Annotated in this window: 21 protein-coding genes and 4 tRNA genes; 14 read left to right on the forward strand and 11 right to left on the reverse strand. The window is 73.2% G+C overall.

The features are described 5' to 3' along the window. Positions 1-354: 354 nt before the first annotated feature. The 5 genes from ACI8AP_RS06895 to ACI8AP_RS06915 all read right to left on the reverse strand — a co-directional run bounded on the left by ACI8AP_RS06895 (position 355) and on the right by ACI8AP_RS06915 (position 5,207). Positions 355-1,260 carry an ABC transporter ATP-binding protein gene (locus ACI8AP_RS06895; RefSeq protein ID WP_456588602.1) on the reverse strand — a complete coding sequence of 302 codons (906 nt, stop codon included), beginning with the start codon at positions 1,258-1,260 and terminating at the stop codon, positions 355-357. Then, positions 1,257-2,264 (reverse strand): ABC transporter ATP-binding protein, encoded by a 1,008-nt coding sequence (locus ACI8AP_RS06900; RefSeq protein WP_456588603.1) that lies wholly within the window; start codon positions 2,262-2,264, stop codon positions 1,257-1,259. The genes ACI8AP_RS06895 and ACI8AP_RS06900 overlap by 4 nt, the downstream gene beginning before the upstream one ends. Further along, positions 2,254-3,252, reverse strand: coding sequence for a branched-chain amino acid ABC transporter permease (locus ACI8AP_RS06905; RefSeq protein WP_456588604.1), 999 nt, complete (start codon positions 3,250-3,252; stop codon positions 2,254-2,256). The genes ACI8AP_RS06900 and ACI8AP_RS06905 overlap by 11 nt, the downstream gene beginning before the upstream one ends. 3 nt (positions 3,253-3,255) lie before the next feature. Then, positions 3,256-4,632: a branched-chain amino acid ABC transporter permease gene (locus tag ACI8AP_RS06910; RefSeq protein ID WP_456588605.1), complete on the reverse strand. Its 1,377-nt coding sequence runs from the start codon at positions 4,630-4,632 to the stop codon at positions 3,256-3,258. A gap of 164 nt (positions 4,633-4,796) precedes the next feature. Beyond that, a complete protein-coding gene (locus ACI8AP_RS06915) occupies positions 4,797-5,207 on the reverse strand; it encodes a PaaI family thioesterase (RefSeq protein ID WP_456588606.1) in 411 nt (136 codons plus the stop codon). 66 nt (positions 5,208-5,273) lie between these two features. Here ACI8AP_RS06915 and polA point away from each other — a divergent pair, with 66 nt between their 5' ends. Together polA and ACI8AP_RS06925 are read left to right on the forward strand one after the other, a co-directional pair. Next, complete coding sequence (gene polA / locus ACI8AP_RS06920) at positions 5,274-8,012, forward strand: DNA polymerase I (protein WP_456588607.1); 2,739 nt, start codon at positions 5,274-5,276, stop codon at positions 8,010-8,012. A 52-nt stretch (positions 8,013-8,064) separates the two neighbouring features. Beyond that, the gene (locus ACI8AP_RS06925) at positions 8,065-9,138 is read left to right on the forward strand and encodes an AI-2E family transporter (RefSeq protein ID WP_456588608.1); all 1,074 of its coding nucleotides are present in this window, start codon (positions 8,065-8,067) and stop codon (positions 9,136-9,138) included. 12 nt (positions 9,139-9,150) lie between these two features. Here ACI8AP_RS06925 and ACI8AP_RS06930 read toward each other — a convergent pair whose 3' ends face one another. Then, positions 9,151-10,005 (reverse strand): class I SAM-dependent methyltransferase, encoded by an 855-nt coding sequence (locus ACI8AP_RS06930; protein ID WP_456588609.1) that lies wholly within the window; start codon positions 10,003-10,005, stop codon positions 9,151-9,153. A gap of 220 nt (positions 10,006-10,225) precedes the next feature. Between ACI8AP_RS06930 and rpsA the strand changes: the two genes are divergently transcribed. Further along, on the forward strand, positions 10,226-11,695 hold the full coding sequence (rpsA, locus tag ACI8AP_RS06935) for a 30S ribosomal protein S1 (protein ID WP_456588610.1): 1,470 nt from the start codon (positions 10,226-10,228) through the stop codon (positions 11,693-11,695). A gap of 212 nt (positions 11,696-11,907) precedes the next feature. Here rpsA and ACI8AP_RS06940 read toward each other — a convergent pair whose 3' ends face one another. After that, a complete protein-coding gene (locus ACI8AP_RS06940; protein WP_456588611.1) occupies positions 11,908-12,168 on the reverse strand; it encodes a hypothetical protein in 261 nt (86 codons plus the stop codon). Between the two features lie 145 nt (positions 12,169-12,313). Between ACI8AP_RS06940 and coaE the strand changes: the two genes are divergently transcribed. Next, positions 12,314-12,910, forward strand: a complete 597-nt coding sequence (gene coaE, locus ACI8AP_RS06945; RefSeq protein WP_456588612.1) for a dephospho-CoA kinase — start codon at positions 12,314-12,316, stop codon at positions 12,908-12,910. Between the two features lie 123 nt (positions 12,911-13,033). Here the strand turns inward: coaE and ACI8AP_RS06950 are convergent. The 4 genes from ACI8AP_RS06950 to ACI8AP_RS06965 form a co-directional block, all read right to left on the reverse strand. Next, positions 13,034-13,108 (reverse strand) — tRNA-Val (locus ACI8AP_RS06950). A gap of 56 nt (positions 13,109-13,164) precedes the next feature. Continuing rightward, a tRNA-Cys gene (locus ACI8AP_RS06955) sits at positions 13,165-13,235 on the reverse strand. Between the two features lie 41 nt (positions 13,236-13,276). Continuing rightward, positions 13,277-13,349, reverse strand: a tRNA-Gly gene (locus tag ACI8AP_RS06960). A gap of 95 nt (positions 13,350-13,444) precedes the next feature. Beyond that, positions 13,445-13,909, reverse strand: coding sequence for an SsgA family sporulation/cell division regulator (locus ACI8AP_RS06965; protein ID WP_456588613.1), 465 nt, complete (start codon positions 13,907-13,909; stop codon positions 13,445-13,447). A 367-nt stretch (positions 13,910-14,276) separates the two neighbouring features. Here ACI8AP_RS06965 and ACI8AP_RS06970 point away from each other — a divergent pair, with 367 nt between their 5' ends. From ACI8AP_RS06970 to ACI8AP_RS07015, 10 genes are all read left to right on the forward strand, one after another. Continuing rightward, positions 14,277-14,732, forward strand: a complete 456-nt coding sequence (locus ACI8AP_RS06970; RefSeq protein WP_456588614.1) for a TIGR02611 family protein — start codon at positions 14,277-14,279, stop codon at positions 14,730-14,732. A gap of 26 nt (positions 14,733-14,758) precedes the next feature. Further along, positions 14,759-14,830, forward strand: a tRNA-Val gene (locus tag ACI8AP_RS06975). A gap of 91 nt (positions 14,831-14,921) precedes the next feature. Beyond that, entirely contained in the window at positions 14,922-15,305 is a 384-nt protein-coding gene (locus ACI8AP_RS06980; RefSeq protein ID WP_456588615.1) for an HNH endonuclease, read from the forward strand. 9 nt (positions 15,306-15,314) lie between these two features. Beyond that, entirely contained in the window at positions 15,315-15,860 is a 546-nt protein-coding gene (locus ACI8AP_RS06985; protein ID WP_456588616.1) for an MOSC N-terminal beta barrel domain-containing protein, read from the forward strand. Between the two features lie 10 nt (positions 15,861-15,870). Then, positions 15,871-17,001, forward strand: coding sequence for a CapA family protein (locus tag ACI8AP_RS06990; protein ID WP_456588617.1), 1,131 nt, complete (start codon positions 15,871-15,873; stop codon positions 16,999-17,001). Between the two features lie 50 nt (positions 17,002-17,051). Continuing rightward, complete coding sequence (gene thrS, locus ACI8AP_RS06995; protein WP_456588618.1) at positions 17,052-19,097, forward strand: threonine--tRNA ligase; 2,046 nt, start codon at positions 17,052-17,054, stop codon at positions 19,095-19,097. Continuing rightward, positions 19,094-19,675 carry an HIT family protein gene (locus ACI8AP_RS07000; RefSeq protein WP_456588619.1) on the forward strand — a complete coding sequence of 194 codons (582 nt, stop codon included), beginning with the start codon at positions 19,094-19,096 and terminating at the stop codon, positions 19,673-19,675. The genes thrS and ACI8AP_RS07000 overlap by 4 nt, the downstream gene beginning before the upstream one ends. Further along, positions 19,676-20,293 (forward strand): phosphatidylinositol phosphate synthase, encoded by a 618-nt coding sequence (pgsA, locus tag ACI8AP_RS07005; RefSeq protein ID WP_456588620.1) that lies wholly within the window; start codon positions 19,676-19,678, stop codon positions 20,291-20,293. Beyond that, on the forward strand, positions 20,290-21,234 hold the full coding sequence (locus ACI8AP_RS07010; RefSeq protein ID WP_456588621.1) for a phosphatidylinositol mannoside acyltransferase: 945 nt from the start codon (positions 20,290-20,292) through the stop codon (positions 21,232-21,234). The genes pgsA and ACI8AP_RS07010 overlap by 4 nt, the downstream gene beginning before the upstream one ends. Further along, positions 21,234-22,448, forward strand: coding sequence for a glycosyltransferase family 4 protein (locus tag ACI8AP_RS07015; RefSeq protein WP_456588622.1), 1,215 nt, complete (start codon positions 21,234-21,236; stop codon positions 22,446-22,448). The genes ACI8AP_RS07010 and ACI8AP_RS07015 overlap by 1 nt, the downstream gene beginning before the upstream one ends. The last annotated feature ends 3 nt before the right edge of the window (positions 22,449-22,451 follow it).

The following is a 22,451-nucleotide window of genomic DNA, read 5'->3' on the forward strand; positions in this document are numbered from 1 at the left end:
GGCCACCAGGGGCCCGGCACCGCATCGGTGCCGGGCCCCTGTGCGTCTGCCCGGTCGCAGTGCACACCGCTGCGCGCCGTCGCCGCAGCCGTGCGGTCGTCGCCGCGGTGGCAGACGCCTGGGGTCGCGACCACGGGCCCGGGGCCACCCGCGGCGCACCGGTCAGGACGACGACGGCGCCGGCGCCGGCACCGGCTGCACGGATACCCGTTCCGGGCGTGCGTCGTCGCCGCAGCTGCACACGCCTGGGGTCGCGACCACGGGCCCGGGGCCACCCGCGGCGCACCGGTCAGGACGACGACGGCGCCGGCACCCCGTGCGGGGTGCCGGCGCCGTGTGCGTCCCGAGCGGGGATCAGTGCGCCTTGGCCAGCGTCCCGAGGTAGAGCTCGATGACCTTCGGGTCGTGCATCAGCGACTCGCCGGTCGCGGTGTAGGCGTTGCGGCCCTGGTCGAGGACGTAGCCGCGGTCGCAGATCTGCAGGCAGCGCCGGGCGTTCTGCTCGACCATGATGATCGAGACCCCGGTGGCGTTGATCCGGCGGCACCGGATGAACACCTCGTCCTGGTAGACGGGGGAGAGGCCGGCCGAGGGCTCGTCGAGCAGCAGCACCGACGGCTCCATCATCAGCGCCCGGCCCATGGCGACCATCTGCCGCTCGCCGCCGGAGAGCGAGCCGGCCTTGATCCGACGCCGCTCACCGAGCATGGGGAACAGCTCGGCGACGTAGTCGAACCGCTCCTTGAACACCTTGGGCCGCAGGTAGGCGCCCATCTGCATGTTCTCCTCGATGGTGAGCGAGGGGAACACGTTGTTGTTCTGCGGCACGTAACCCACACCGAGGGACACCAGCCGGTGCGCGGGCGCCGAGGTGATGTCCTCCCCGCGCAGCGTCACCGTGCCCGAGCGCACCGGGATCAGCCCGAAGAGGGTCTTGAGCAGCGTCGACTTCCCGGCCCCGTTGGGGCCGATGATGCCGACCAGCTCGCCCTCCTGCAGGTAGAAGTCGCACCCGTTGAGGATGTTCACCCCGGGGACGTAGCCGGCGACGAGCTCGTCGCCCCGCACCAGGGCGCCCTCGGCCAGCCGGGTGTGCTCGGGCCGGGTGGCGGCGAGCTCGGCGGGGGAGAGGCCGGCCGTGGGGCCGTCCTCTCCCGCGGCGACCGGCGCGCCGGTGCCCTGGTCGACCGGCCGGTCGAACTCGTACTCGGGGTTCGTGCTGGTGCGCGGGTCCCCGCCCGCGCCCGGATCGATCGTCATCGGTCGCCGCCCTTCCGGTGCGTGCCGTCGGAGCGGAGGGTGTCCCCGCCCCGGCCCTGCTGCCGGGCGATCGTGTCCTCGGCCTCGGCGAGCTGCGCGTCCTCCTCCTCGATGCTGAGGGGGGCGTCGTGGTGGGCGCCGAGGTAGGCGTCGACCACGGCCTGGTTCTGGCTGATCGACTCCGGCGGCCCCTCCGCGATCACGTTGCCCGCGGCCATCACCACGACCCAGTCGCTGATGTCGCGGACCACGTCCATGTCGTGCTCGACGAAGATGACCGTCATGCCCTGCTCGCGCAGGTCCTTGACGTGCCCGAGCAGGCTCTGGGTCAGGGCCGGGTTCACGCCGGCCATCGGCTCGTCGAGCATGACCACCTTCGGGTCGCTCATCAGCGCCCGGGCCATCTCGAGGAGCTTGCGCTGACCACCGGACAGGGTGCCGGCGAACTCGTCCTTCTTGGCGTCGAGCTTGAACCGTCGGAGCAGTTCCAGCGCCTTCTCGGTGTTGGCCCGCTCCTGCGCCCGCCACAGCCCGGGGACGAGCGCCGAGAAGAAGCCCTCGCCCTTCTGGCCCTGGGCGCCGAGCAGCATGTTCTGCAGCACGGTGAGCCGGGACAGCGCCTTGGTGAGCTGGAAGGTGCGCACGACACCGAGCCGGGCCACCTGGTGCGACGCCAGCTTGCCCAGCGGTCGCCCGTCGAAGGACCAGGTCCCGCCGTCGGGCTGGTCGAACCCGGTGAGCAGGTTGAACAGCGTGGTCTTCCCGGCCCCGTTCGGGCCGATCAGGCCGGTGATGCCGCCGCGCTGGATCTCCAGGTGGTCGACCGAGACGGCGGTCAGCCCGCCGAAGGTGCGGGTCACGCCGTCCACGACGATCGTCGGGTCCGGCTTGGCGACGCCGATCTCCCAGGGGACGTCGCGCAGCGCCTCGCGGGCCAGCATGCGGGCGCCGGACGCCGTGGCGCCGGACGCCGTGGCGCCGGTGGGGATGGGCTCAGCGGGCATCGAGCATCACCTCTCGTCGGTCGCCGAAGATCCCCTGCGGGCGGAACACCAGCAGCAGGATCAGCCCGAGACCGATGATGACGAAGCGGATCTGGGCGACGTCGGTCGTCGACAGCAGGCCCTCGGGGATGACACCGGTCTCGATCATGCTCCGGAGACCGGAGTCGGCGAACTGGATGATGAAGTACATCAGCATGGCGCCCACGACGGGCCCGAGCACGCGCGCGGCGCCGCCCAGGATGAGCGCCACGTAGGCGAGGAACGTGTTGGCGTTCTGGTACTGGTCCGGGGTCGCCGACCCGGTGCCGAGGGCGTAGACCATGCCCCCGAGGGCACCGAAGACGCCGCCGAGGACCAGCGCCTGCATCTTGTAGACGTACACGTTCTTGCCGAGCGCGCGGACGGCGTCCTCGTCCTCGCGGATCGACTTCACGACCCGGCCCCACGGGCTGCGGACCAGGCCCCACACCAGCAGGCAGCCGAGGGCGACCAGCGTCCAGCCCACCGCCGTCACCCACAGGTCCGCACCGCTCCAGAAGGTGCCGAGCAGGCGGTAGCGGCGGCTGGTGTCCCACGGGGCCAGCTCCACGAAGCCGCGGTTGAAGCCGGAGATGCCGCGGGAGCCGTTGGTGACCGGCGTCGCCGACACCGAGCGGAACAGCAGCCGCAGCCCCTCCGCCGTCGCGATGGTCGCGATGGCGAGGTAGTCCGCGCGCAGCCGCAGCGTGGGGAGGCCCAGCAGGAGCGCCAGGACCACCGCGGCGGCGAGCCCGATGGCGACCCCGACCCAGAAGTTCAGCCCCCACTGGCTGACCGAGACCGCGATCCCGTAGGCGCCGACCATGGCGAAGGCGATCTGGCCGAAGTTGAGCAGGCCGGCGTAGCCGAACTGCATGTTGATGCCGAGCGCCAGGAGGGCCAGGAAGACGGCCTGGAAGCCGATCCCTGCCTTGACCGCGATCGCCAGCGCGTCGATGAACTCACCCATTGCTCAACCCACCCGAACCCGGCTGCCGAGGATGCCCTGCGGTCGGACCATGAGGATCACGATCAGCAGCAGGAGCCCGCCGACGTACTTGACGTCGTTGGGGATGACCAGCGTGGACATCTGCACGAAGACGCCCACGACGATGCTCCCGACCAGCGCGCCGTAGGCGGTGCCGAGCCCGCCCAGGGTCACCCCGGCGAACATCAGGAGGAGCAGCCGGAAGCCCATGTCCCACTGGACCTCGTCGGACAGCCCGAGCAGTACGCCGCCCAGCGCGGCCAGCGCGCCGCCCATCATCCAGACGACCAGGATCACCCGGTTCACGTCGATGCCCGACGACGCCGCGAGATCGCGGTTGTCGGCCACCGCGCGCATCGCCTTGCCCATCGTGGTCCGCTGCAGCATCAGCGCGACCAGCAGGAGCACGACCAGCGCGATGACGATCGAGTAGAGGTCCTTGTCGGTCATGTTGAACGGGCCGTAGTCGACGGCGCGCTGCCCGCGGTAGTCGGCGTACGCCTGCGAGCTGCCCCCGAAGAAGATCTGGTAGGCGTAGCGCAGCAGCAGCGAGAGGCCGATCGAGATGACCAGGGCGGCCACCAGGCCGGTGCCCCGGCGGCGCAGCGGCCGCCACAGCAGGCGCTCGTTGAGCAGGCCCACGACGGCGCCGATCACCATCGCCAGCAACGCGGCCGGGATCAGCGGCACCCCGCCCTCGACGTTGATGAACCAGGCGGCGATGGCGCCGATGGTCACCAGCTCCCCGTGCGCGAAGTTGGTCAGGCCGGTCGTCCCGAAGATCAGCGACAGGCCGACCGCGGCCATGGCGATCAGCAGGCCGAAGCGCAGGCCGTCCACCAGCAGCTGGACCCACCGGACCGTGCCGCCGCCGGAGTTCCGGCTGCCGTCGTCGAGGCCGATGATGACGCCCTGGTTGCGACCGGGGTCGACGGTGACGGTCCGGCTGTTGCCCGAGTTGAACTCGACCCCCTCGGGGAGCGCGTCCTCGGGGACGGTGACCGTGTACTCGCCGGGGCCGGGCAGCTCGACGGCGAACCGGCCGTTCTCGTCGGTCTCGTCGGTGCCGACCTCGTCGCCGTCCGGCGTGGTGACGACGACCTCGACCCCCTCGATGGGGCCGCTGAGGCTGGTGCGCAGGGTGCCGGAGACCTGCTCGCTCGCGGTCTCCGCCGGGTCCTCCGCTGCGTGCGCGGCGCCCGGGGTCAGCGTGGCGAGGCCGGCGGTGAACAGCGCGACCAGCAGCAGGCGCAGGGCCGTGAGGCCGCCGCTCCCCGGTGTGCCGGCCGGCTTCCCAGACCACGCGCGTGCGGGCCTGCATCGTCGACCGTGCCGGCGGACACGGTCCGTCGGGTGCGTCACTCGACCTCCTCGGCGGATTCGTTGAGGCAGGAACCTAACGCAGTTGCGCGGTCAAGCCGCCACCGTGCGCCGAGCTGTGACCTTTCCGCGACACGCCGTGCTGCGGGCGTTGCGGACAGTCGCGAGATGTAGACCGGGCGGGGGACGCGGCCGATCCGGCGGGCTCAGCCCCGCGCGGCCATCGACATGCAGGTCAGCCGCGCGGTGGCGGTCCGACGGCCCTGGTCGTCGGTGATGTCGATCAGGAAGGTCGAGAGCGTCCGCCCACGGCGCACCGGCGTGCAGACGGCCGTCACCGTGCCGGCCGTCGCCGCGCGGAGATAGCTGACGTTGAGCTCGATGCCGACGACCTGCCGGTCCGGGCCGGCGCCGACGGCCGCGGCCATGGACCCGATCGTCTCGGCGAGCGTGCAGGTGGCCCCGCCGTGCAGCAGACCGAAGGGCTGCTCGTTGCCGGCGACCGGCATCGTGGCGACCAGCCGGTCGGGGTTCCAGTCGGTGATCCGCACGCCGAGCTTGTCGTCGAGAGGGCTGCTGATGCCGTCGGGCAGCCAGTCCGGGGGAGGGGTGGTCACGGCTGGCACCGTAGCCAGCGGTCGGCGCCCCGGTTCTGTCGGGAGCCGCCCCTAGGATCGTCGACGATGTCCGCTCCGGTTGCCACCTCCGCGCCCGCCGCCCCCTCGAGCACGGGCACGCGCCCGCGCCTGCTCCTGCTCGACGGGCACTCGCTGGCCTACCGCGCGTTCTTCGCGCTGCCGGTGGAGAACTTCTCGACCACCACGGGCCAGCCGACGAACGCCGTCTACGGCTTCACGTCGATGCTGATCAACATCCTGCGCGACGAGCGGCCCACCCACCTCGCCGTCGCCTTCGACGTCGGCCGGAAGACCTTCCGCAGCGAGATCTACGCGGAGTACAAGGCCAACCGGGCCGAGAGCCCGACCGACTTCCGCGGCCAGGTGAGCCTCGTCCAGGAGGTGCTCGGCGCGCTCCGGGTCCCGGTGATCACCGCCGAGGGCTACGAGGCCGACGACGTCATCGCCACGCTCACCGTGCAGGCGGTGGAGCACGGCATGGACGTGCTGATCGCCACCGGCGACCGCGACGCGCTGCAGCTGGTCAACGAGCACGTCACCGTGCTCTACCCGCGCAAGGGCGTCTCGGACATGACCCGGTTCACGCCGGAGGAGGTCGAGGCCAAGTACGGGCTGAGCCCCGTGCAGTACCCCGACTTCGCCGCCCTCCGGGGGGACCCGAGCGACAACCTGCCCAGCATCCCGAGCGTCGGTGAGAAGACCGCCGCCAAGTGGGTGCGGGAGTACGGCTCCCTCGACGCCCTGGTCGACCAGGTCGACACGGTCAAGGGCAAGGTGGGGGAGAAGCTGCGCGAGCACCTCTCCTCCGTGCTGCAGAACCGGCGCCTCACCGAGCTCGACCGGCAGGTTCCCCTCGAGGTCGGGCCGCAGGACCTCGCCGTCCAGGCCTGGGACCGCAACGAGGTGCACACCCTCTTCGACAACCTGCAGTTCCGCGTGCTGCGCGACCGGCTGTTCGCCACGCTGACCAGCGCCGAGCCGGAGGTCGAGGGCGGCTTCGACGTCACCGTCGACGAGGTCCCGGCCGGCGAGCTCGGCTCCTGGCTGGACGCCCACGCCCGCACCGGGCAGACCGGCGTCATCTTCCGCGGCACGTGGGGTCGCGGCACCGGTGAGCTCACCGGGCTGGCGCTGGCCGCCGCGGACGACCACACCGCCTTCGTCGACCTCGGCCCGGCCCTGGACGTCGCCGACGAGCAGGCGCTCGCCGCGTGGCTGTCCGACGCCGAGCGCCCCAAGGTCGTGCACGAGGTGAAGGGCCCGCTGCTGGCCATCTGGGCACGCGGGTGGGAGCTCGCCGGGGTCGTCAGCGACACCGCGCTGGCCGCCTACCTCGCACTGCCCGGGCAGCGCTCGTTCGACCTGGGCGACCTCGCGGTGCGCTACCTGCGCCGGGAGCTGAAGGACGCCGCCGAGGCCGATGGTCAGCTCACCCTGGACGGGCTCGGGCCCAGCGAGGACGACCGGGCCGCCGAGGCCGCGAAGGCCGACGTCCTCAAGGCCGTCGCGGTCAACGACCTCTCCGATGCGCTGGAGCAGGTGCTCGGCCAGCGCGGTGGCGGCCACCTGCTCGGCGAGATCGAGCTGCCGCTCACCCGGGTGCTCGCCGCGATGGAGTACCGGGGCATCGCCGCGGACCTGGAGTTCCTGCACGACCTGCAGAAGGAGTTCGCCGACGGCGTCGCCGCGGCGGCGGCCGAGTGCTACGCCGTCATCGGCCGGGAGGTGAACCTCGGTTCCCCGAAGCAGCTGCAGGCGGTGCTCTTCGACGAGCTGGGTCTGCCCAAGACCAAGAAGAACAAGACCGGCTACACCACCGACGCCGAGGCGCTGACCGGCCTGCTGGCCACGACCGGGCACCCGTTCCTGGAGCACCTGCTCCGCCACCGCGACGTCACGCGGCTGCGCACCGTCATCGACGGCCTCATCCCGATGGTCGACGACGCGGGCCGCATCCACACCACGTTCCAGCAGACGATCGCGGCCACCGGCCGGCTCTCCTCGACCGACCCGAACCTGCAGAACATCCCGATCCGCACCGCCGAGGGCCGCCGGATCCGGCAGGCGTTCGTGGTGGGCCAGGGCTACGAGTCGCTCATGACGGCGGACTACAGCCAGATCGAGATGCGGATCATGGCGCACCTCTCCGGCGACGAGGGGCTCATCGAGGCGTTCACCTCGGGGGAGGACCTGCACTCCTTCGTCGCGTCCAGGGCGTTCGACATCCCGATCGAGAAGGTCGACCCGGAGATGCGGCGCCGGATCAAGGCGATGAGCTACGGCCTGGCCTACGGCCTCTCCGCCTACGGGCTGTCCGGGCAGCTGCGCATCTCCGTGGAGGAGGCGCGCGAGCAGATGCACGCCTACTTCGAGCGCTTCGGCGGCATCCGCGACTACCTCGACGGCGTCGTGGACGACGCCCGGCAGACCGGCTACACCGAGACCACCCTGGGCCGCAGGCGCTACCTGCCCGACCTCACCAGCGACAACGGGCAGCGCCGGCAGATGGCCGAGCGGATGGCGCTCAACGCGCCCATCCAGGGCTCCGCCGCCGACGTGATCAAGGTTGCGATGCTCAACGTGGAGAAGGCGATCGCCGCCGAGGGCCTGCGGTCCCGGATGCTGCTGCAGGTCCACGACGAGCTCGTGCTCGAGGTCGCGCCGGGGGAGCAGGACGCCCTGGAGGCGCTGGTCCGCCGGGAGATGGCCGGGGCGGCCCAGCTCTCGGTGCCGCTGGAGGTCTCGGTCGGCGTCGGGCCGAGCTGGGACGCCGCCGCGCACTGAGGCCCTCCCGGGCCGATGTGTCAGCTGCCGCGCTGCTGATCATGTCGGAGGCATGAGCTCTCCACGCCCGCCCGGTCCCGGGCAGCAGTCGGTCCCGCCCTGGCTGGCCCGGTCGGCGGCCGTGGGTGGTCGGCTGCTCGTGCTGGCGGTCCTGCTGTGGTTGCTCGCCGGGTTCGCGGTCCGGCTCACCCTGCCCCTGGTGGCCGTGGCCGTGGCGCTGCTGCTGGCCGGTGTCGCCGCGCCCGCGGTGGGGTGGGCCGAGCGCACGGGCGTTCCGCGCTGGCTGGGCGCCCTGGGCGCCCTCGCCCTGCTGCTGGCGGCGGTGGCCGGGATCGCCGCCGGGCTGGGCGCCCGCATCGTCGGTCAGCTGCCCCAGCTGCGCGACCAGTTCCAGCAGGTCACCGCCCAGCTGTCGGAGCGGTTCGGCATCCAGGTGCCGTGGGCGAACTCCTCCGGTGGCGGCTCGGGGGCCGGGGGCGCGAGCGCCGGCGATCTCCTCGGCCCCGCCCAGACCGTCGCCGAGGTGCTGATCGCCGCCTTCCTCACCCTGGTGCTGGCCTTCCTCTTCCTGGCCGGCGGGGCCGGCATGTGGGGCTGGCTGCTGGGCAAGTTCGGCGGCCAGGTGCGCGAGGACGTCGACGCCGCCGGTCGTGCGGCCTGGACGACGGTCGGCGGGTACGTGCGCGGGCTGACGGTCGTGGCGCTGTTCGACGCGGTCGGCATCGGCGCCGGGCTGCTGCTGATCGGCGTCCCGCTGGCGCTCACGCTGGCCGTGCTGCAGTTCCTCGCCTCCTACATCCCCACGATCGGTGCCTTCGTCGCCGGCCTCCTCGCGGTGGCCGTCGCCTACGGCTCCGGCGGGCTGACGACGGCGCTGCTGGTGTTGGCGCTGGTGGTGGTGGTCCAGCAGATCGGCAACGACGTCGTCGAGCCGTGGGTGATGAAGAACCGCCTGCCGCTCAACGCCGCCACCGTGCTGATCGCCGTCACGGCGGGCGGCGTCCTGTGGGGGATCGCCGGCGCGCTGCTGTTCGTCCCGCTGGCGGCCGCGATCACGGCCGCGGCGCACGAGCTGTGGGTGCGGCGCGGGTGCCCGCCCATCGCGGGGGAGCCGGCGGAGGCGTGACCGGCGCGGGGATCAGGCCGCCGGCTTCCCGCAGACGATGATCAACGTCCCGGGCACCAGCGCGCCGCGCTCGGGGGACCACTGGCCCCAGTTCTCGGTGCGGCCCGGCGTCCACTCCGGCTCGACCAGGTCCTGCAGCACCAGGCCCGAGCCGACGACGGCGCGCGCCCAGTCGCCGACCGTGCGGTGGTGCTCCACGTAGACGGCCCGGCCCGCACCGTCGGTCTCCACGTACGGCGTGCGGTCGAAGTAGGAGGCCACGATCCGCAGGTCCTCGGGATCGGGCGAGTCCGGGAACGGCCAGCGCATCGGGTGGTTGACCGAGGCCACGAACCGGCCGCCGGGTCGCAGCACCCGTGCCACCTCGCTCAGCGCCCCCTCGACGTCGGCGACGAAGGGCAGCCCGCCGAACGCGGAGCACACGACGTCGACGCTCGCGTCGGCGACCGGGAGGGCGCCGACGTCGGCCTGCAGCAGCGGGACGGCGATGCCCGTGGACCGGTTCAGCTCCGCCGCGCGGGCGAGCATGCCGCCGGAGAGGTCCATGGCCACGACCTCGGCCCCGGCCGTCCGCAGCCACCGGGCGCAGGGCGCGGAGCCGCAGCCGATCTCGAGCACCCGCCGGCCGGCGACGTCGCCCAGCAGGTGCGCATCGGCCTCCCGCAGCCCCTCGGGGCACCAGAGGAAGTCGGCGTCCCCCAGGTCGGGGCCGTGCTCCGCGAGGTAGGCGGGCGCGGCCGCGTCCCACCAGCGGCGGTTGGCGCGCACCGACTCCGCGGTGCCCGCCGGGCGGCGGGCGACGCCCCCGGCGGCCGGGTAGCCGTCGCTGCCGAGGGGGAGGGGCGGGCCGGCGGAGGATGCGTCCATGACACGCCGATGGTGACACGCCGCCGACCGGGGAAGACCGCTCCCACCCAGGTGGACCGGACGCGCCCGGCGTCCGTACCATGGAGACGCGCCAGAGGTCTGTCGTGCCCTTCCCTTTCCGGGAATGCCCGCGCCGGTTCTCCCCGCTGTACCTCCCCGCGGTCCGACGGCCGCGGGTCGTCCTGTCCCTACGCATAAACCGTCCGGAGCAACCAACCACATGACCTCCACTCAGGTCCGTCCTTCCAGCACTCCCCAGGTCGCCATCAACGACATCGGTACCGCCGAGGACTTCCTCGCGGCGATCGACCAGACGATCAAGTACTTCAACGATGGCGACATCGTCGAGGGCGTCATCGTCAAGGTGGACCGGGACGAGGTGCTGCTGGACATCGGCTACAAGACCGAGGGCGTCATCCCCTCGCGCGAGCTGTCCATCAAGCACGACGTCGACCCGAACGAGGTCGTCAGCGTCGGCGACGAGGTGGAAGCCCTGGTCCTCCAGAAGGAGGACAAGGAAGGGCGGCTGATCCTCTCCAAGAAGCGCGCGCAGTACGAGCGCGCCTGGGGCACGATCGAGGCCAAGAAGGAAGCCGACGAGGTCGTCACCGGCACCGTCATCGAGGTCGTCAAGGGTGGCCTCATCCTGGACATCGGCCTGCGCGGGTTCCTCCCGGCGTCGCTGGTGGAGATGCGCCGCGTCCGCGACCTGCAGCCCTACGTGGGCCGCGAGCTCGAGGCGAAGATCATCGAGCTGGACAAGAACCGCAACAACGTGGTCCTGTCCCGCCGCCAGTGGCTGGAGCAGACGCAGTCCGAGGTCCGCAGCGAGTTCCTCAACAAGCTCGCCAAGGGCCAGGTCCGCTCGGGTGTCGTCTCCTCGATCGTCAACTTCGGCGCGTTCGTGGACCTGGGCGGCGTCGACGGCCTGGTGCACGTCTCCGAGCTGTCGTGGAAGCACATCGACCACCCGTCCGAGGTCGTCGAGGTGGGCCAGGAGGTCACCGTCGAGGTCCTCGACGTCGACCTGGACCGCGAGCGGGTCTCCCTGTCGCTGAAGGCGACGCAGGAGGACCCGTGGCGTCAGTTCGCCCGCACGCACCAGATCGGGCAGGTCGTCCCCGGCAAGGTCACCAAGCTCGTCCCGTTCGGTGCGTTCGTGCGCGTCGACGAGGGCATCGAGGGTCTGGTGCACATCTCCGAGCTGGCCGAGCGCCACGTGGAGATCCCGGAGCAGGTCGTGCAGGTCGGCGACGAGATCCTGGTCAAGGTCATCGACATCGACCTGGACCGCCGCCGGATCTCGCTGTCGCTCAAGCAGGCCAACGAGGGCGTCGTCGGCGACGAGGAGACCTTCGACCCGGCCGCCTACGGCATGGCTGCGTCCTACGACGAGCAGGGCAACTACATCTACCCCGAGGGCTTCGACGCCGAGACCGGCGAGTGGCTCGAGGGTTACGACGAGGCCCGCGAGGCGTGGGAGCGGCAGTACGCCGAGGCCCAGGCGCGCTACGAGGCGCACCGCAAGCAGATCGCCGCGGCCAAGGAGGCCGACGCCGAGGCTGCGGCGGGCGGCAGCTACTCCAGCGACGACGCTGCTGGCCCGGACGCCCCGGCCAGCACCGGCGGCACGCTGGCCAGCGACGAGGCGCTCGCCGCGCTGCGTGCCAAGCTGGCCGGCGGGGAGTGACCTGAGGGTCTGACCCGCCAGCGCTGAACGTCAGAGGCCCAGGACCCGAGCGGTCCTGGGCCTCTGACGTTCGCGGCCGCTGCCCGAGCCCCGCGGGTGCGTCGGCGCGGGTGCGAGCACGACGAAGGGCCCGTGGACGGTGTCCACGGGCCCTTCGCATCGTGATCGACCCGGCTGGGGTCGGCCCGCCCTCCCTGCAGGAGGGGCCTCTTTCAGAGGCTGAGGATGATGGCGAACGCCGTGCGGGGGCGGCCGCCGGAGCCGGCGAGGAAGCTCCAGGTGTGACGGCCGGTGGTCGGCGTGGAGAACATCCAGCGCAGCAGCGAGCTGCGGTGGGCGACGGCGGGGCGCTGGTACTGCATCCGCTCGCGGACGGCGGGGATGTCGGCGCAGCGCACGCCCGAGGCAGCACCGAGCCGGTGCCGGCCGGCGGCGCGGGACGACGGGGATGCGACGGGCGTGTGACGTGACATGTTCTCGTTCTGCCTCTCTCGGCGGGGAAGATCGCCGGGGCAGACGTTAACGGTGGTGCGCGTGTGACTGCTGCGACGCGCCCGGCGCGTCGGCGGCGTGTTACCTCTCCGTGATCTGCGTCCGGGCGGTCGCTACTGTCCGTGCGTGCTGAGGATCGGACTCACGGGTGGCATCGGTTCGGGCAAGAGCACCGTGGCCCGGTTGCTGGCCGAACGGGGCGCGGTGGTCGTGGACGCCGACCGGATCGCGCGGGAGGTGCTCGAGCCGGGCACCCCGGGGCTCGCCGCGGTCGCGGCCGCGTTCGGCGACGGGGTGCTCGCGGCCGACGGCTCCCTCGACCGCGCCGCACTGGCGGCGATCGTCTTCTCCGACGAGGAGGCCCGCCGTCGGCTCGATGCACTGGTCCACCCGATGGTGCGGCAGCGGTCCGCCGAGCTGGTCGCCACGGCGCCGGACGACGCCGTCGTCGTCAACGACGTCCCCCTGCTCGTGGAGACCGGGCAGGCGGGAACCTACGACCTCGTCGTCGTCGTGGAGGCAGACCTGTCGACGCGCCTCGCCCGGCTGGTCGGGCGAGGTCTCGCCGAGGCCGACGCGCGTGCCCGGATCGCCACGCAGGCGAGCGACGAGCAGCGGCGCGCGGTCGCCGACGTCGTCCTGGACAACAGCGGGTCCCTCGAGCAGCTGGCCGAGCAGGTCGAGCGCTTCTGGGCCCAGCGGGTCGAGCCGCTGCGGAGCTGAGCGCCGGCCGCCCGGGGAATCGTCACCGTGCGGTGGTGCGAGCTCGATCACGTGCGCCGACCACGGGCACGCCGTCCCGAGACGCAGCAGAGCCCCGGGCCGCGGCCCGGGGCTCTGCTGTCGTGGTGGGCGATACTGGGATCGAACCAGTGACCTCTTCCGTGTCAGGGAAGCGCGCTACCGCTGCGCCAATCGCCCTTTCCGGCCTGACGACCGGACCCTCCTCCGCGCTCGTGCCCCGCGAGGAAGCGACGAGGTGGAGACGGGATTTGAACCCGTGTAGACGGCTTTGCAGGCCGTTGCCTCGCCTCTCGGCCACTCCACCGCACGCGGGCACCGATCTCTCGACCGGTGCCCGAGGTTCCGAGCGGACGACGGGATTCGAACCCGCGACCCTCACCTTGGCAAGGTGATGCTCTACCAGCTGAGCCACGTCCGCGTTACGAGAAGAACTCTAGCGGACGTCCGGAGGGGGTGTGCAGGGGGGGTCCCCCACCCCCTTCCCCCGGGGGGCCGCCGGAGCGTTCTCGCAGGTCAGTGCCCTGGCGAGTCCGGCCCGCCGTTGGACAGCAGGGCGTCGAGCTCCGCGTCCAGCTGCAGCAGTGCGCCCTCCGACCCGGACGGCACCAGGGCCTCGGTGTGGCGGAGGAAGGCGGCGACCGTCGCGCGGGAGAGCTCGAAGAGCGCCTCGCCCGAGGGGGCCCGCAGGTGCAGGTACAGCAGGTCGGCCGTGGCGCGCGCGGGCCACACCCGGACGTCGCCGTCGCCGGCGGGGTGCTCGAGGCCGGCCTGGAGCAGTTCCCGGCTCACCAGCCAGGCGATGCTCTCCTCGCCGTCGACCGCGTCGTCCGAGTCCCCGGCGTCACCGAAGGCGATGCGCACCGCGTAGGGATCGGTGGGGTCGTAGCAGAGCAGGGCCGGGACCTCCGTCCACGAGCGCGGGCCGACCAGCTGCAGGGTGACGGGGGAGATGTGGCCGGGAGTCCATCGGCTGGTCATGACAGTTCCAACGACGGCGCTTGTGAGAAGTAACGTGCTTCGTGTGCTCTGGTCACACCCGCATCATGCGCCACGGACGGGTGTTCCGAACCTGCTGGGCGTGTCGCACCGGCCGGGTCGCCACCGCCGCGACGTGCGTCGTGCGGGGGGCTCGGCGACCCGGTGGCGCTCGCCACGTGCGACGTCGTGCGGTCACAGATCGAGATCGGCGCCGTAGGCTCCCAGGTGACCGGCCTCGACGGCTTCCCCGGATACGGCATCTGCTCGAGCCCGGTCGGCAGGCTCCGTCGGCACCGACGGAGGTAGTCGCGACCGGGCAGGTGACCAGCTGAGCGGATCAGAGACCACGACGGCACCGGCGGCGGGCGTGCGCCAGCACTCGGAGACCCCGGACGAGCGGCGCGCGCGCTACGACGCCGATGACGTGCGCAGCCTGCGCGAGCGCGTGGCCGAGGCGCGCTGGCGGAGGCGGCTGGCCGTGCGCCGGAGCCTCAACCACGGCTACCGGGTGGGCGTGGGGATCGTCGGCGGCCTCATCGTGGCCATCGGCCTGGTCACCATCCCGCTGCCCGGACCGGGGTGGCTGACGGTCATCGCGGGCCTCTTCATCCTCGCCACCGAGTTCACCTGGGCCGAGCGGCTGCTCGAGTTCACCAAGCGCCACGTCGCGCGCTGGACCGACTGGGTCGCCGCGCAGCCGGTCTGGGTGCGGCTGCTGCTCGCGCTGGCGACGGCGGCCCTCGTGTACGGCATCCTCGTCGTCAGCCTGCACCTGGTGGGCGTCCCCGACTGGGTGCCGGGGTGGGTACCGCTCTGGCGATGAGCGTCTGGCACAATCAGAGGCGCAACGGGCGATTGGCTCAGTGGTAGAGCGCTTCGTTCACACCGAAGAGGTCACTGGTTCGAACCCAGTATCGCCCACCGCACGCGAAGGGCCAGGTCACCCCGGCAGGGGACCTGGCCCTTCGGCGTTCCGCGGCGGCCCGGCCCGGATCGCGGGACGATGGGTGCGATGAGCGCCCAGCCCGACCGCGCCGCCCGGCTCCAGCTGCTCCTGGACCGCGACGGGCCGACCTGCATGTGGTGCGGGCGCCGGTTCTCCCCGCTGGTCCGCCCCACCACCGAGCACGTCGTGCCCCGCGTCAAGGGCGGGCCGTCGTGGCTGGAGAACGAGGTCGCCGCCTGCTCGCGCTGCAACGGCGAGCGGGGCCACCGCAGCCCGGTCGAGTGGCTGGAGGAGTGCCGCCGCCGGGGCTGGCCGGCCGACGAGGCTCGCCTGGCCCGAGCCCTGGGCGACCTCGCCGCCGCGATCACCCGGACCGGTGGGCAGCGGCGCGCCCGGCCCTACCTGGACGCGCAGCTCCGCCGCCTGCGCCGCTCGCGGTCGGCGGCCTAGGGTCGGGCCGTGACGACGACCGGGCGCGTGGCGCGGATCTGGATCTACCCCGTCAAGTCCCTCGGCGGCACGGCCCGGAACTCCGTCCGCGTCGGGTGGGCCGGCCCGGAGGGCGACCGGGCCTGGACCGTCGTCGACGCGGAGAGCGGGGAGGTGCTGCGCGGCAAGCACGCACCGGGCCTGGCCGCGCTCACGCCCACCGGCGCTCCGGTGGCCGACGCGGCGGCGGTGAGCGGTGCGCTGGGCCGGCCGGTGCGGATCGAGCGGGCACCCGGGGGCTCCGGTGCCGACGCGGCCCCCGTGCACCTCGTCTCCCGCCAGGCGATCGACCGGGCGGCGGCCGGCGACGTCCCCGACGGCTGCTCCGCCGACGATCCGCGCGCCAACGTGCTCCTGGACCTGCCCGACGACGACGAGCGGAGCTGGGTGGGCCGCACGGTGCGGATCGGCACCGCCGAGCTGGCCGTGGTCCGCACCCCCAAGCACTGCCTCGGCGTCTACGCCGAGGTGCGACAGCCCGGCGAGCTGACCGTCGGCGACGCCGTCCTGCTCTAGCGTCGGCGCCATGCGTCGCTGGGGGGCCGCCGGGGCGGCCGTGCTCCTGCTGGCCGGCTGCGGTGGCGGGGCCGGTGCGCCCGCCGAGCCGGCCGGCGTCTCCGGGCCCGGGGCGTCCGCTGCGGCCCCGGAACCGCCGCCCGAGCCCGAGCCCGAGAGCTTCACGCTGCTCGCGACCGGCGACGTGCTGGTGCACCAGGGCCGGGCGCTCACCTCCGGTGCCCGGCAGCCCGACGGCTCGTACGACTTCAGCGGGGTGTTCGCGCCCGTCGCCGACCTGATCGGCGACGCCGACCTGGCCATCTGCCACCTGGAGACGCCGGTCGCCCCGGAGGGTGGCCCGTACCGCGGCTACCCGAGCTTCAGCGTCCAGCCGGAGATCGTCGACGCGCTGGCCGGCGCGGGGTACGACCTGTGCTCCACGGCGTCCAACCACTCGCTGGACGCCGGCTTCGACGGGCTCACCCGCACGATCGACACGCTGGCGGGGGCCGGCATCGGGCACACCGGCACCTACCGCAGTCGGGAGGAGAGCGGCCGGCCGACGCTCGTCGACGTGGACGGCGTGCGCGTCGGCCACGTCGCGGCGACGTTCAGCCTCAACGGCGTGCCGCTGCCTGCCGGCCGGGAGTGGTCGGTGGACGTCGCCGCCCTGCCCGACGTGCCCGGCATGCTGGCCGCCGCGGCGCGGGCGCGGGCGGCGGGCGCCGAGGTCGTCGTCGCGAGCCTCCACTGCTGCCAGGAGTACGACAACGACCCGACGCCCACCCAGGAGGCGGCCGCGCGGGCGCTGCTGGGCTCCCCGGACGTCGACGTCGTGCTCGGCCACCATGCGCACGTGGTGCAGCCGGTCGAGCAGATCGGCGGCGAGTGGGTCGCCTACGGCCTCGGCAACCACCTCGCCGAGCACGCCACCCGCGGGTACCCGACCGAGGACTCGGTGGCCGCCCGCTTCACCTTCACCCGCGGCGCCGACGGCCGGTTCGCCGTCTCCCGGGCGGAGGCGGTGCCGCTGCGCATCGAGCTGGGGGAGGACGCCGTGCGGATCGTCCCGGCCGACCCCGAGAGCTTCGCGCGGATCGCCGGCGTCCTCGACCGGCGGGGTGCGGTGGCCGCGGGGCTGGGCATCGTCCCGGGGTGAGCGCGGGGGCGCACTAGGCTCAGGGCGCCCGTTCCTCGATCCCCTGGAGCATGCTCGTGTCCACCCAGCCCTCGCCCACCGCCGTCGGACCGATCCGGGTGCCGGCCGGGACGACGGCCCAGGACGCGCTCAAGGCCGCCGGCGTCCCGCTCAAGGGCCCCGACGGCGCCGTCGTCGTCCGCGACGTGGCCACCGGCAACCTCAAGGATCTCGCCTGGGCCCCGGACGCCGACGCCGAGGTCGAGGCCGTCGCGGCGTCCAGCGCCGACGGGCGCGCGGTCATCCGGCACTCCGCCGCCCACGTGCTCGCCCAGGCGGTGCAGGACCTCTTCCCGGGCACCCGTCTGGGCATCGGCCCGCCGGTCGAGAACGGCTTCTACTACGACTTCGACCCCGAGCGGCCGTTCACCCCCGAGGACCTGAAGGCGCTCGAGAAGCGCATGCAGGAGATCGTGAAGGCCGGGCAGTACTTCGCCCGGCGCGAGATCAGCGACGACGACGCCAAGGGCGAGCTCGCCCACGAGCCGTACAAGCTCGAGCTCATCGGGCTGAAGGGCGGCGCCGGCGACGACGTCGGGGCCGCGGCCGAGGGCGCCGACGTCGAGGTCGGCGGCGCGCAGCTGACGATGTACGACAACCTCGACCCGCGGTCGGGCGAGCGGGTCTGGACCGACCTGTGCCGCGGCCCGCACCTGCCGCGGACGTCGAGCATCCCCGCCTTCAGCCTCACCCGGAGCGCGGCGGCGTACTGGCGGGGCAGCGAGAAGAACCCGCAGCTGCAGCGCGTCTACGGCACCGCCTGGGAGAGCAAGGAGGCGCACAAGGCCTACCTGGAGCACCTCGCCGAGGCCGAGCGACGCGACCACCGCCGGCTCGGCGTCGAGCTGGACCTGTTCAGCTTCCCGGACGAGATCGGCTCCGGGCTGCCCGTCTTCCACCCCAAGGGCGGGGTGATCAAGCGGGAGATGGAGGACTACGTCCGGCGCCGGCACCTGGAGGAGGGCTTCGACTACGTCGGCACCCCGCACATCAGCAAGAGCGGGCTGTTCGAGACCTCCGGGCACCTCCCGTACTACGAGGAGACCATGTTCCCGGGCATGGACCTGGACAACGCGAAGTACTACCTCAAGGCCATGAACTGCCCGATGCACAACCTGATCTTCCGGTCGCGCGGGCGGTCCTACCGCGAGCTCCCGCTGCGCCTGTTCGAGTTCGGCTCGGTCTACCGCTACGAGCAGTCCGGCGTCGTGCACGGCCTGACCCGGGTGCGGGGCTTCGCCCAGGACGACTCGCACAGCTACGTCACCCCCGAGCAGGCGCCCGGGGAGATCCGGCACCTGCTGTCCTTCGTGCTGGGCCTCCTGCGCGACTTCGGGCTGGACGACTACTTCCTGGAGCTGTCCACCCGCGACGCGTCCGACAAGTTCATCGGGTCCGACGAGGAGTGGGCGGTCGCCACCGCCGTCCTCGAGGAGGCGGCGAAGGAGACCGGCCTGGAACTGGTGCCCGATCCGGGCGGGGCGGCCTACTACGGGCCGAAGATCTCCGTCCAGGCCCGGGACGCCATCGGGCGCACCTGGCAGATGTCGACGATCCAGTACGACTTCAACCAGCCCGCGCGGTTCGGCCTCGAGTACACCTCCGCCGACGGCGGGCGGCAGCAGCCGGTGATGATCCACTCGGCGAAGTTCGGCTCGATCGAGCGCTTCTTCGGCGTCCTCACCGAGCACTACGCGGGCGCCTTCCCGGCGTGGCTGGCCCCGGTCCAGGTCGTCGGCATCCCGGTCACCGACGAGCAGGTGCCCTACCTCACCGACGTCGCGCTGAAGCTGCGCGCCCGCGGCCTGCGGGTGGAGATCGACGACTCCGACGACCGGATGCAGAAGAAGATCCGGACGGCGAGCAAGCAGAAGGTCCCCTTCGTTCTCATCGCCGGGGCCACCGACGCCGACGCCGGCGCGGTCTCCTTCCGCTTCCGCGACGGCAGCCAGCGCAACGGTGTGCTGGTCGACGACGCCGTCGAGTTCGTCGTGGCCTGGGTCGCGGCCCGCACCAACGCCGACCCGATGGCGGACACCGCGGCGGTCCCCGGATGACCGGAGAGCCGCACGAGCCGTACCGGGTGGCGGTCTCCTCCGACGACGGCGGTCCGGCGACGGTGTTCGAGCACCTGTGGACGCCCTACCGCATGGCCTACATCCGCGGGGAGGGGAAGCCGACGGGCGCGCACGACTGCCCGTTCTGCGTCATCCCCACCCTGGAGGACGCCGCCGGGCTGGTCGTGGCGCGGGGGGAGACGGTCTTCGCCGTCCTCAACCTGTACCCCTACAACGCCGGCCACCTCATGCTGGTGCCGTACCGGCACGTGCCCGACTACACCGACCTCACGCCGGCGGAGGTCGCCGAGCTCGGCGCCTTCACGCAGACGGCGATGCGGGTGGTGCGGGCGGTGACCGGTGCGCACGGCTTCAACATCGGGATGAACCAGGGTTCCGTCGCCGGCGCCGGCATCGCCGACCACCTGCACCAGCACGCCGTGCCGCGTTGGGGCGGGGACACCAACTTCATGCCGGTCATCGGGCTCACCCGCGTGCTCCCGCAGGTGCTGGGGGAGACGCGCGCCCTGCTCGCCGCCGCCTGGGCGGACCACCACGCCACGAGCCCGGAGGCCTGAGTGCTCGGCGTCAACGCCCGCCCCGTGGTGGCCAAGGTGGTCAACCCGCTGGCCGTGCGGCTGGCCCGGCTCGGGGTCACCCCGGACATGGTCACGATCACCGGGACCGTCGGGGCGATCGCCGGCGCCGCCGGGCTCATCGCGACCGGGCACCTCTTCTGGGGGGCGTTCACCGTCACGGTCTTCGTGCTGCTGGACATGCTCGACGGCGCGCTGGCCCGCCTGCGCGGCGGCGGCTCGGTCTTCGGTGCCGTGCTGGACTCCACCGGTGACCGCGCCGCCGACGCCGCAATCTTCGGCGCGCTGATCTGGTGGTTCGCCGGGAGCGGGGACAACCGGCTCCTCGTCCTGCTCGCGCTGCTCTGCCTGGTGCTGGGCGTCCTCACCTCCTACATCAAGGCGCGGGCCGAGGGGATGGGGCTGTCCTGCGACGTCGGCGTCGTCGAGCGGACGGAGCGGCTGATCCTGGTGCTGACCGGCACCGGCTTCACCGGGCTGGGCATCCCGTACGCCGTCCACGTGGCGTTGTGGGTGCTGCTGGCCGGCAGCGCCGTCACGGTGGCCCAGCGGGTGCTGACGGTGAAGCGGTCCGCGGACGGACGGCGGATCGAACCGTGAGCGGCGCTCGGGAGCGGCTGGCCGGTCGGCTGTCCGACGCGGGGTACGCAGCGGGGTGGCGGGCGGTGCGCATGCTCCCGGAGCCGGCCGCGCGGTCACTGTTCGACCGGGCGGGGGAGTGGGCCGCCGGTCGCGACGGCCGGGGCGTCCGCCAGCTGCGCGCCAACCTGCGGGTGGTGACCGGCGGGCGGCTGTCCGAGCCGGAGCTCGCGGAGCTGACCCGCCGGGCGATGCGGTCCTACGCCCGCTACTGGCAGGAGGCCTTCCGGCTGCCGACGCTGACCGCGGAGCGGATCCGGCGCGACAGCGTGGTCCCCGGGATCGAGCACATCGCGCGCGCCCGCGCCGAGGGGCGCGGGGTGATCGCCGCCCTGCCGCACAGCGGCAACTGGGACGCGGCCGGCGCCTGGTTCACCGATTGGCTGGACGGCCCCTTCATGACCGTCGCCGAGCGGCTGCGCCCCGAGTCGCTGTACCGGCGGTTCCTCGACTACCGCGAGTCCCTGGGCTTCCGGGTGGTGCCGCTCACCGGTGGGGAGCGGCCGAGCTCGGAGGTCCTGCGCGAGTGGCTGGCCGACGGCGGCGTGGCCTGCCTGCTGGTCGACCGCAACCTCGGTGCCGGCGGTGTCCCGGTGACGTTCTTCGGCCGGGCGGCCACCATGCCCGGTGGCGCAGCGCTGCTGGCCGAGCGCACCGGTGCCGCCCTCGTGCCGGCGGTCTGCCAGTTCACCGCGACCGGGTGGCGGATGTGCATCTCGCCCGAGGTGCCGGTCCGGGGTCCCGGCCGGCTCGCCGACCGGGTGGGGACGGCGATGCAGCAGGTGGCCGACGTGTTCGCCGCCGGGATCGCCGAGCGTCCCGAGGACTGGCACATGCTCGGCCGGATCTGGCCCGACGTGCCGGCCGATCCGGTCGCGCCCGGCCGGGGGGGCGCGGACTGATGCGCATCGGCCTGGTCTGCCCCTACCGCTGGGACGTCCCCGGTGGTGTCCAGTACCACGTGCGCGATTTCGCCGTGACGCTGCGCGGGATGGGCCACCACGTGGAGGTGCTCACGCCCGCGCAGCACGAGGAGTCGGTCACCGACCCCTTCGTCACCTTCGCCGGCCGCACCGTCCCGGTCCCGTACAACGGCTCGATGGCGAGCCTCCAGTTCGGCCCCGTGTCGGCCGCGCGGGTGCGCCGCTGGCTCCGGGAGGGCCGGTTCGACGTCGTCCACGTGCACGAGCCGGCGACCCCGTCGGTGTCCCTGCTGGTCTGCATGATCGCGACCGGGCCGATCGTGGCGACCTTCCACGCGGCGACGACCCGCTCCAAGTGGCTGGCCGCCGTCGGCCCCATGACGCGGCCCTGGCTGGAGAAGATCAGCGGCCGGATCGCCGTCTCCGACTTCGCCCGGCGCGTGCAGGTCGAGCACCTGGGGGGCGACGCCGTCATCATCCCCAACGGCGTGCACGTGCCGTTCTTCGCCGACGGGCCGCCGCTGCCCGGCTACGGCCGGGGGACGGGCGCCCCGCCCACCATCGGCTTCGTCGGGCGGTTCGACGAGCCCCGCAAGGGGCTGCCGGTGCTGCTGGCGGCGCTGCGCACCGTCGTCCGGACCCACCCGGCGGTGCGGCTGCTCATCGCCGGACGCGGTGACGCCGACCAGCTGTGGTCCATGGTGGGCACCGAGCTGCGGCCGCACGTGACCCTGCTCGGGGAGGTCTCGGAGGCGGACAAGGCGGCGCTGCTGCGGAGCGTGGACGTCTACTGCGCACCCAACCTGCTCGGTGAGTCGTTCGGCGTGATCCTCATCGAGGCGATGGCCGCCGGGGCGCCCGTCGTCGCCAGCGACCTGGACGCGTTCGTCCGGGTGCTGGACGACGGGGCCGCGGGAGTCGTGGTGCGACGCGACGACCCGGCCGCGCTCGGCCGGGCGCTCGCGGACCTGCTCGCCGACCCCGCCCGGCGCGCCGAGCTCGCCGCGCGCGGCTCCCAGGTGGCCGCGCGCTACGACTGGCAGGTGCTCGCCCGCCGCGTCCTGGCGGTGTACGAGACCGTCCTGCCGCCCGGCGGCGGCGTGGTGACCGCGGCGCCCGAGGACGAGTTCCCCGGCGTGCCGCCGACAGGCACCGCGGCCGGACCTCCCCGCATACGGCGGCCGCGCCGCTAGCCT

This window comes from Blastococcus sp. SYSU DS1021, assembly GCF_054050995.1.

Excerpts from the sequence above, each read along its gene's own strand:
- ACI8AP_RS06895 (WP_456588602.1), bottom strand. The coding sequence starts at position 1,260 with ATGACGATCGATCCGGGCGCGGGCGGGGACCCGCGCACCAGCACGAAC.
- ACI8AP_RS06900 (WP_456588603.1), bottom strand. The coding sequence starts at position 2,264 with ATGCCCGCTGAGCCCATCCCCACCGGCGCCACGGCGTCCGGCGCCACG.
- ACI8AP_RS06905 (WP_456588604.1), bottom strand. The coding sequence starts at position 3,252 with ATGGGTGAGTTCATCGACGCGCTGGCGATCGCGGTCAAGGCAGGGATC.
- polA (WP_456588607.1), top strand. The coding sequence starts at position 5,274 with ATGTCCGCTCCGGTTGCCACCTCCGCGCCCGCCGCCCCCTCGAGCACG.
- ACI8AP_RS06925 (WP_456588608.1), top strand. The coding sequence starts at position 8,065 with ATGAGCTCTCCACGCCCGCCCGGTCCCGGGCAGCAGTCGGTCCCGCCC.
- ACI8AP_RS06930 (WP_456588609.1), bottom strand. The coding sequence starts at position 10,005 with ATGGACGCATCCTCCGCCGGCCCGCCCCTCCCCCTCGGCAGCGACGGC.
- rpsA (WP_456588610.1), top strand. The coding sequence starts at position 10,226 with ATGACCTCCACTCAGGTCCGTCCTTCCAGCACTCCCCAGGTCGCCATC.
- ACI8AP_RS06940 (WP_456588611.1), bottom strand. The coding sequence starts at position 12,168 with ATGTCACGTCACACGCCCGTCGCATCCCCGTCGTCCCGCGCCGCCGGC.
- ACI8AP_RS06965 (WP_456588613.1), bottom strand. The coding sequence starts at position 13,909 with ATGACCAGCCGATGGACTCCCGGCCACATCTCCCCCGTCACCCTGCAG.
- ACI8AP_RS06980 (WP_456588615.1), top strand. The coding sequence starts at position 14,922 with ATGAGCGCCCAGCCCGACCGCGCCGCCCGGCTCCAGCTGCTCCTGGAC.
- ACI8AP_RS06990 (WP_456588617.1), top strand. The coding sequence starts at position 15,871 with ATGCGTCGCTGGGGGGCCGCCGGGGCGGCCGTGCTCCTGCTGGCCGGC.
- thrS (WP_456588618.1), top strand. The coding sequence starts at position 17,052 with ATGCTCGTGTCCACCCAGCCCTCGCCCACCGCCGTCGGACCGATCCGG.
- ACI8AP_RS07000 (WP_456588619.1), top strand. The coding sequence starts at position 19,094 with ATGACCGGAGAGCCGCACGAGCCGTACCGGGTGGCGGTCTCCTCCGAC.
- ACI8AP_RS07015 (WP_456588622.1), top strand. The coding sequence starts at position 21,234 with ATGCGCATCGGCCTGGTCTGCCCCTACCGCTGGGACGTCCCCGGTGGT.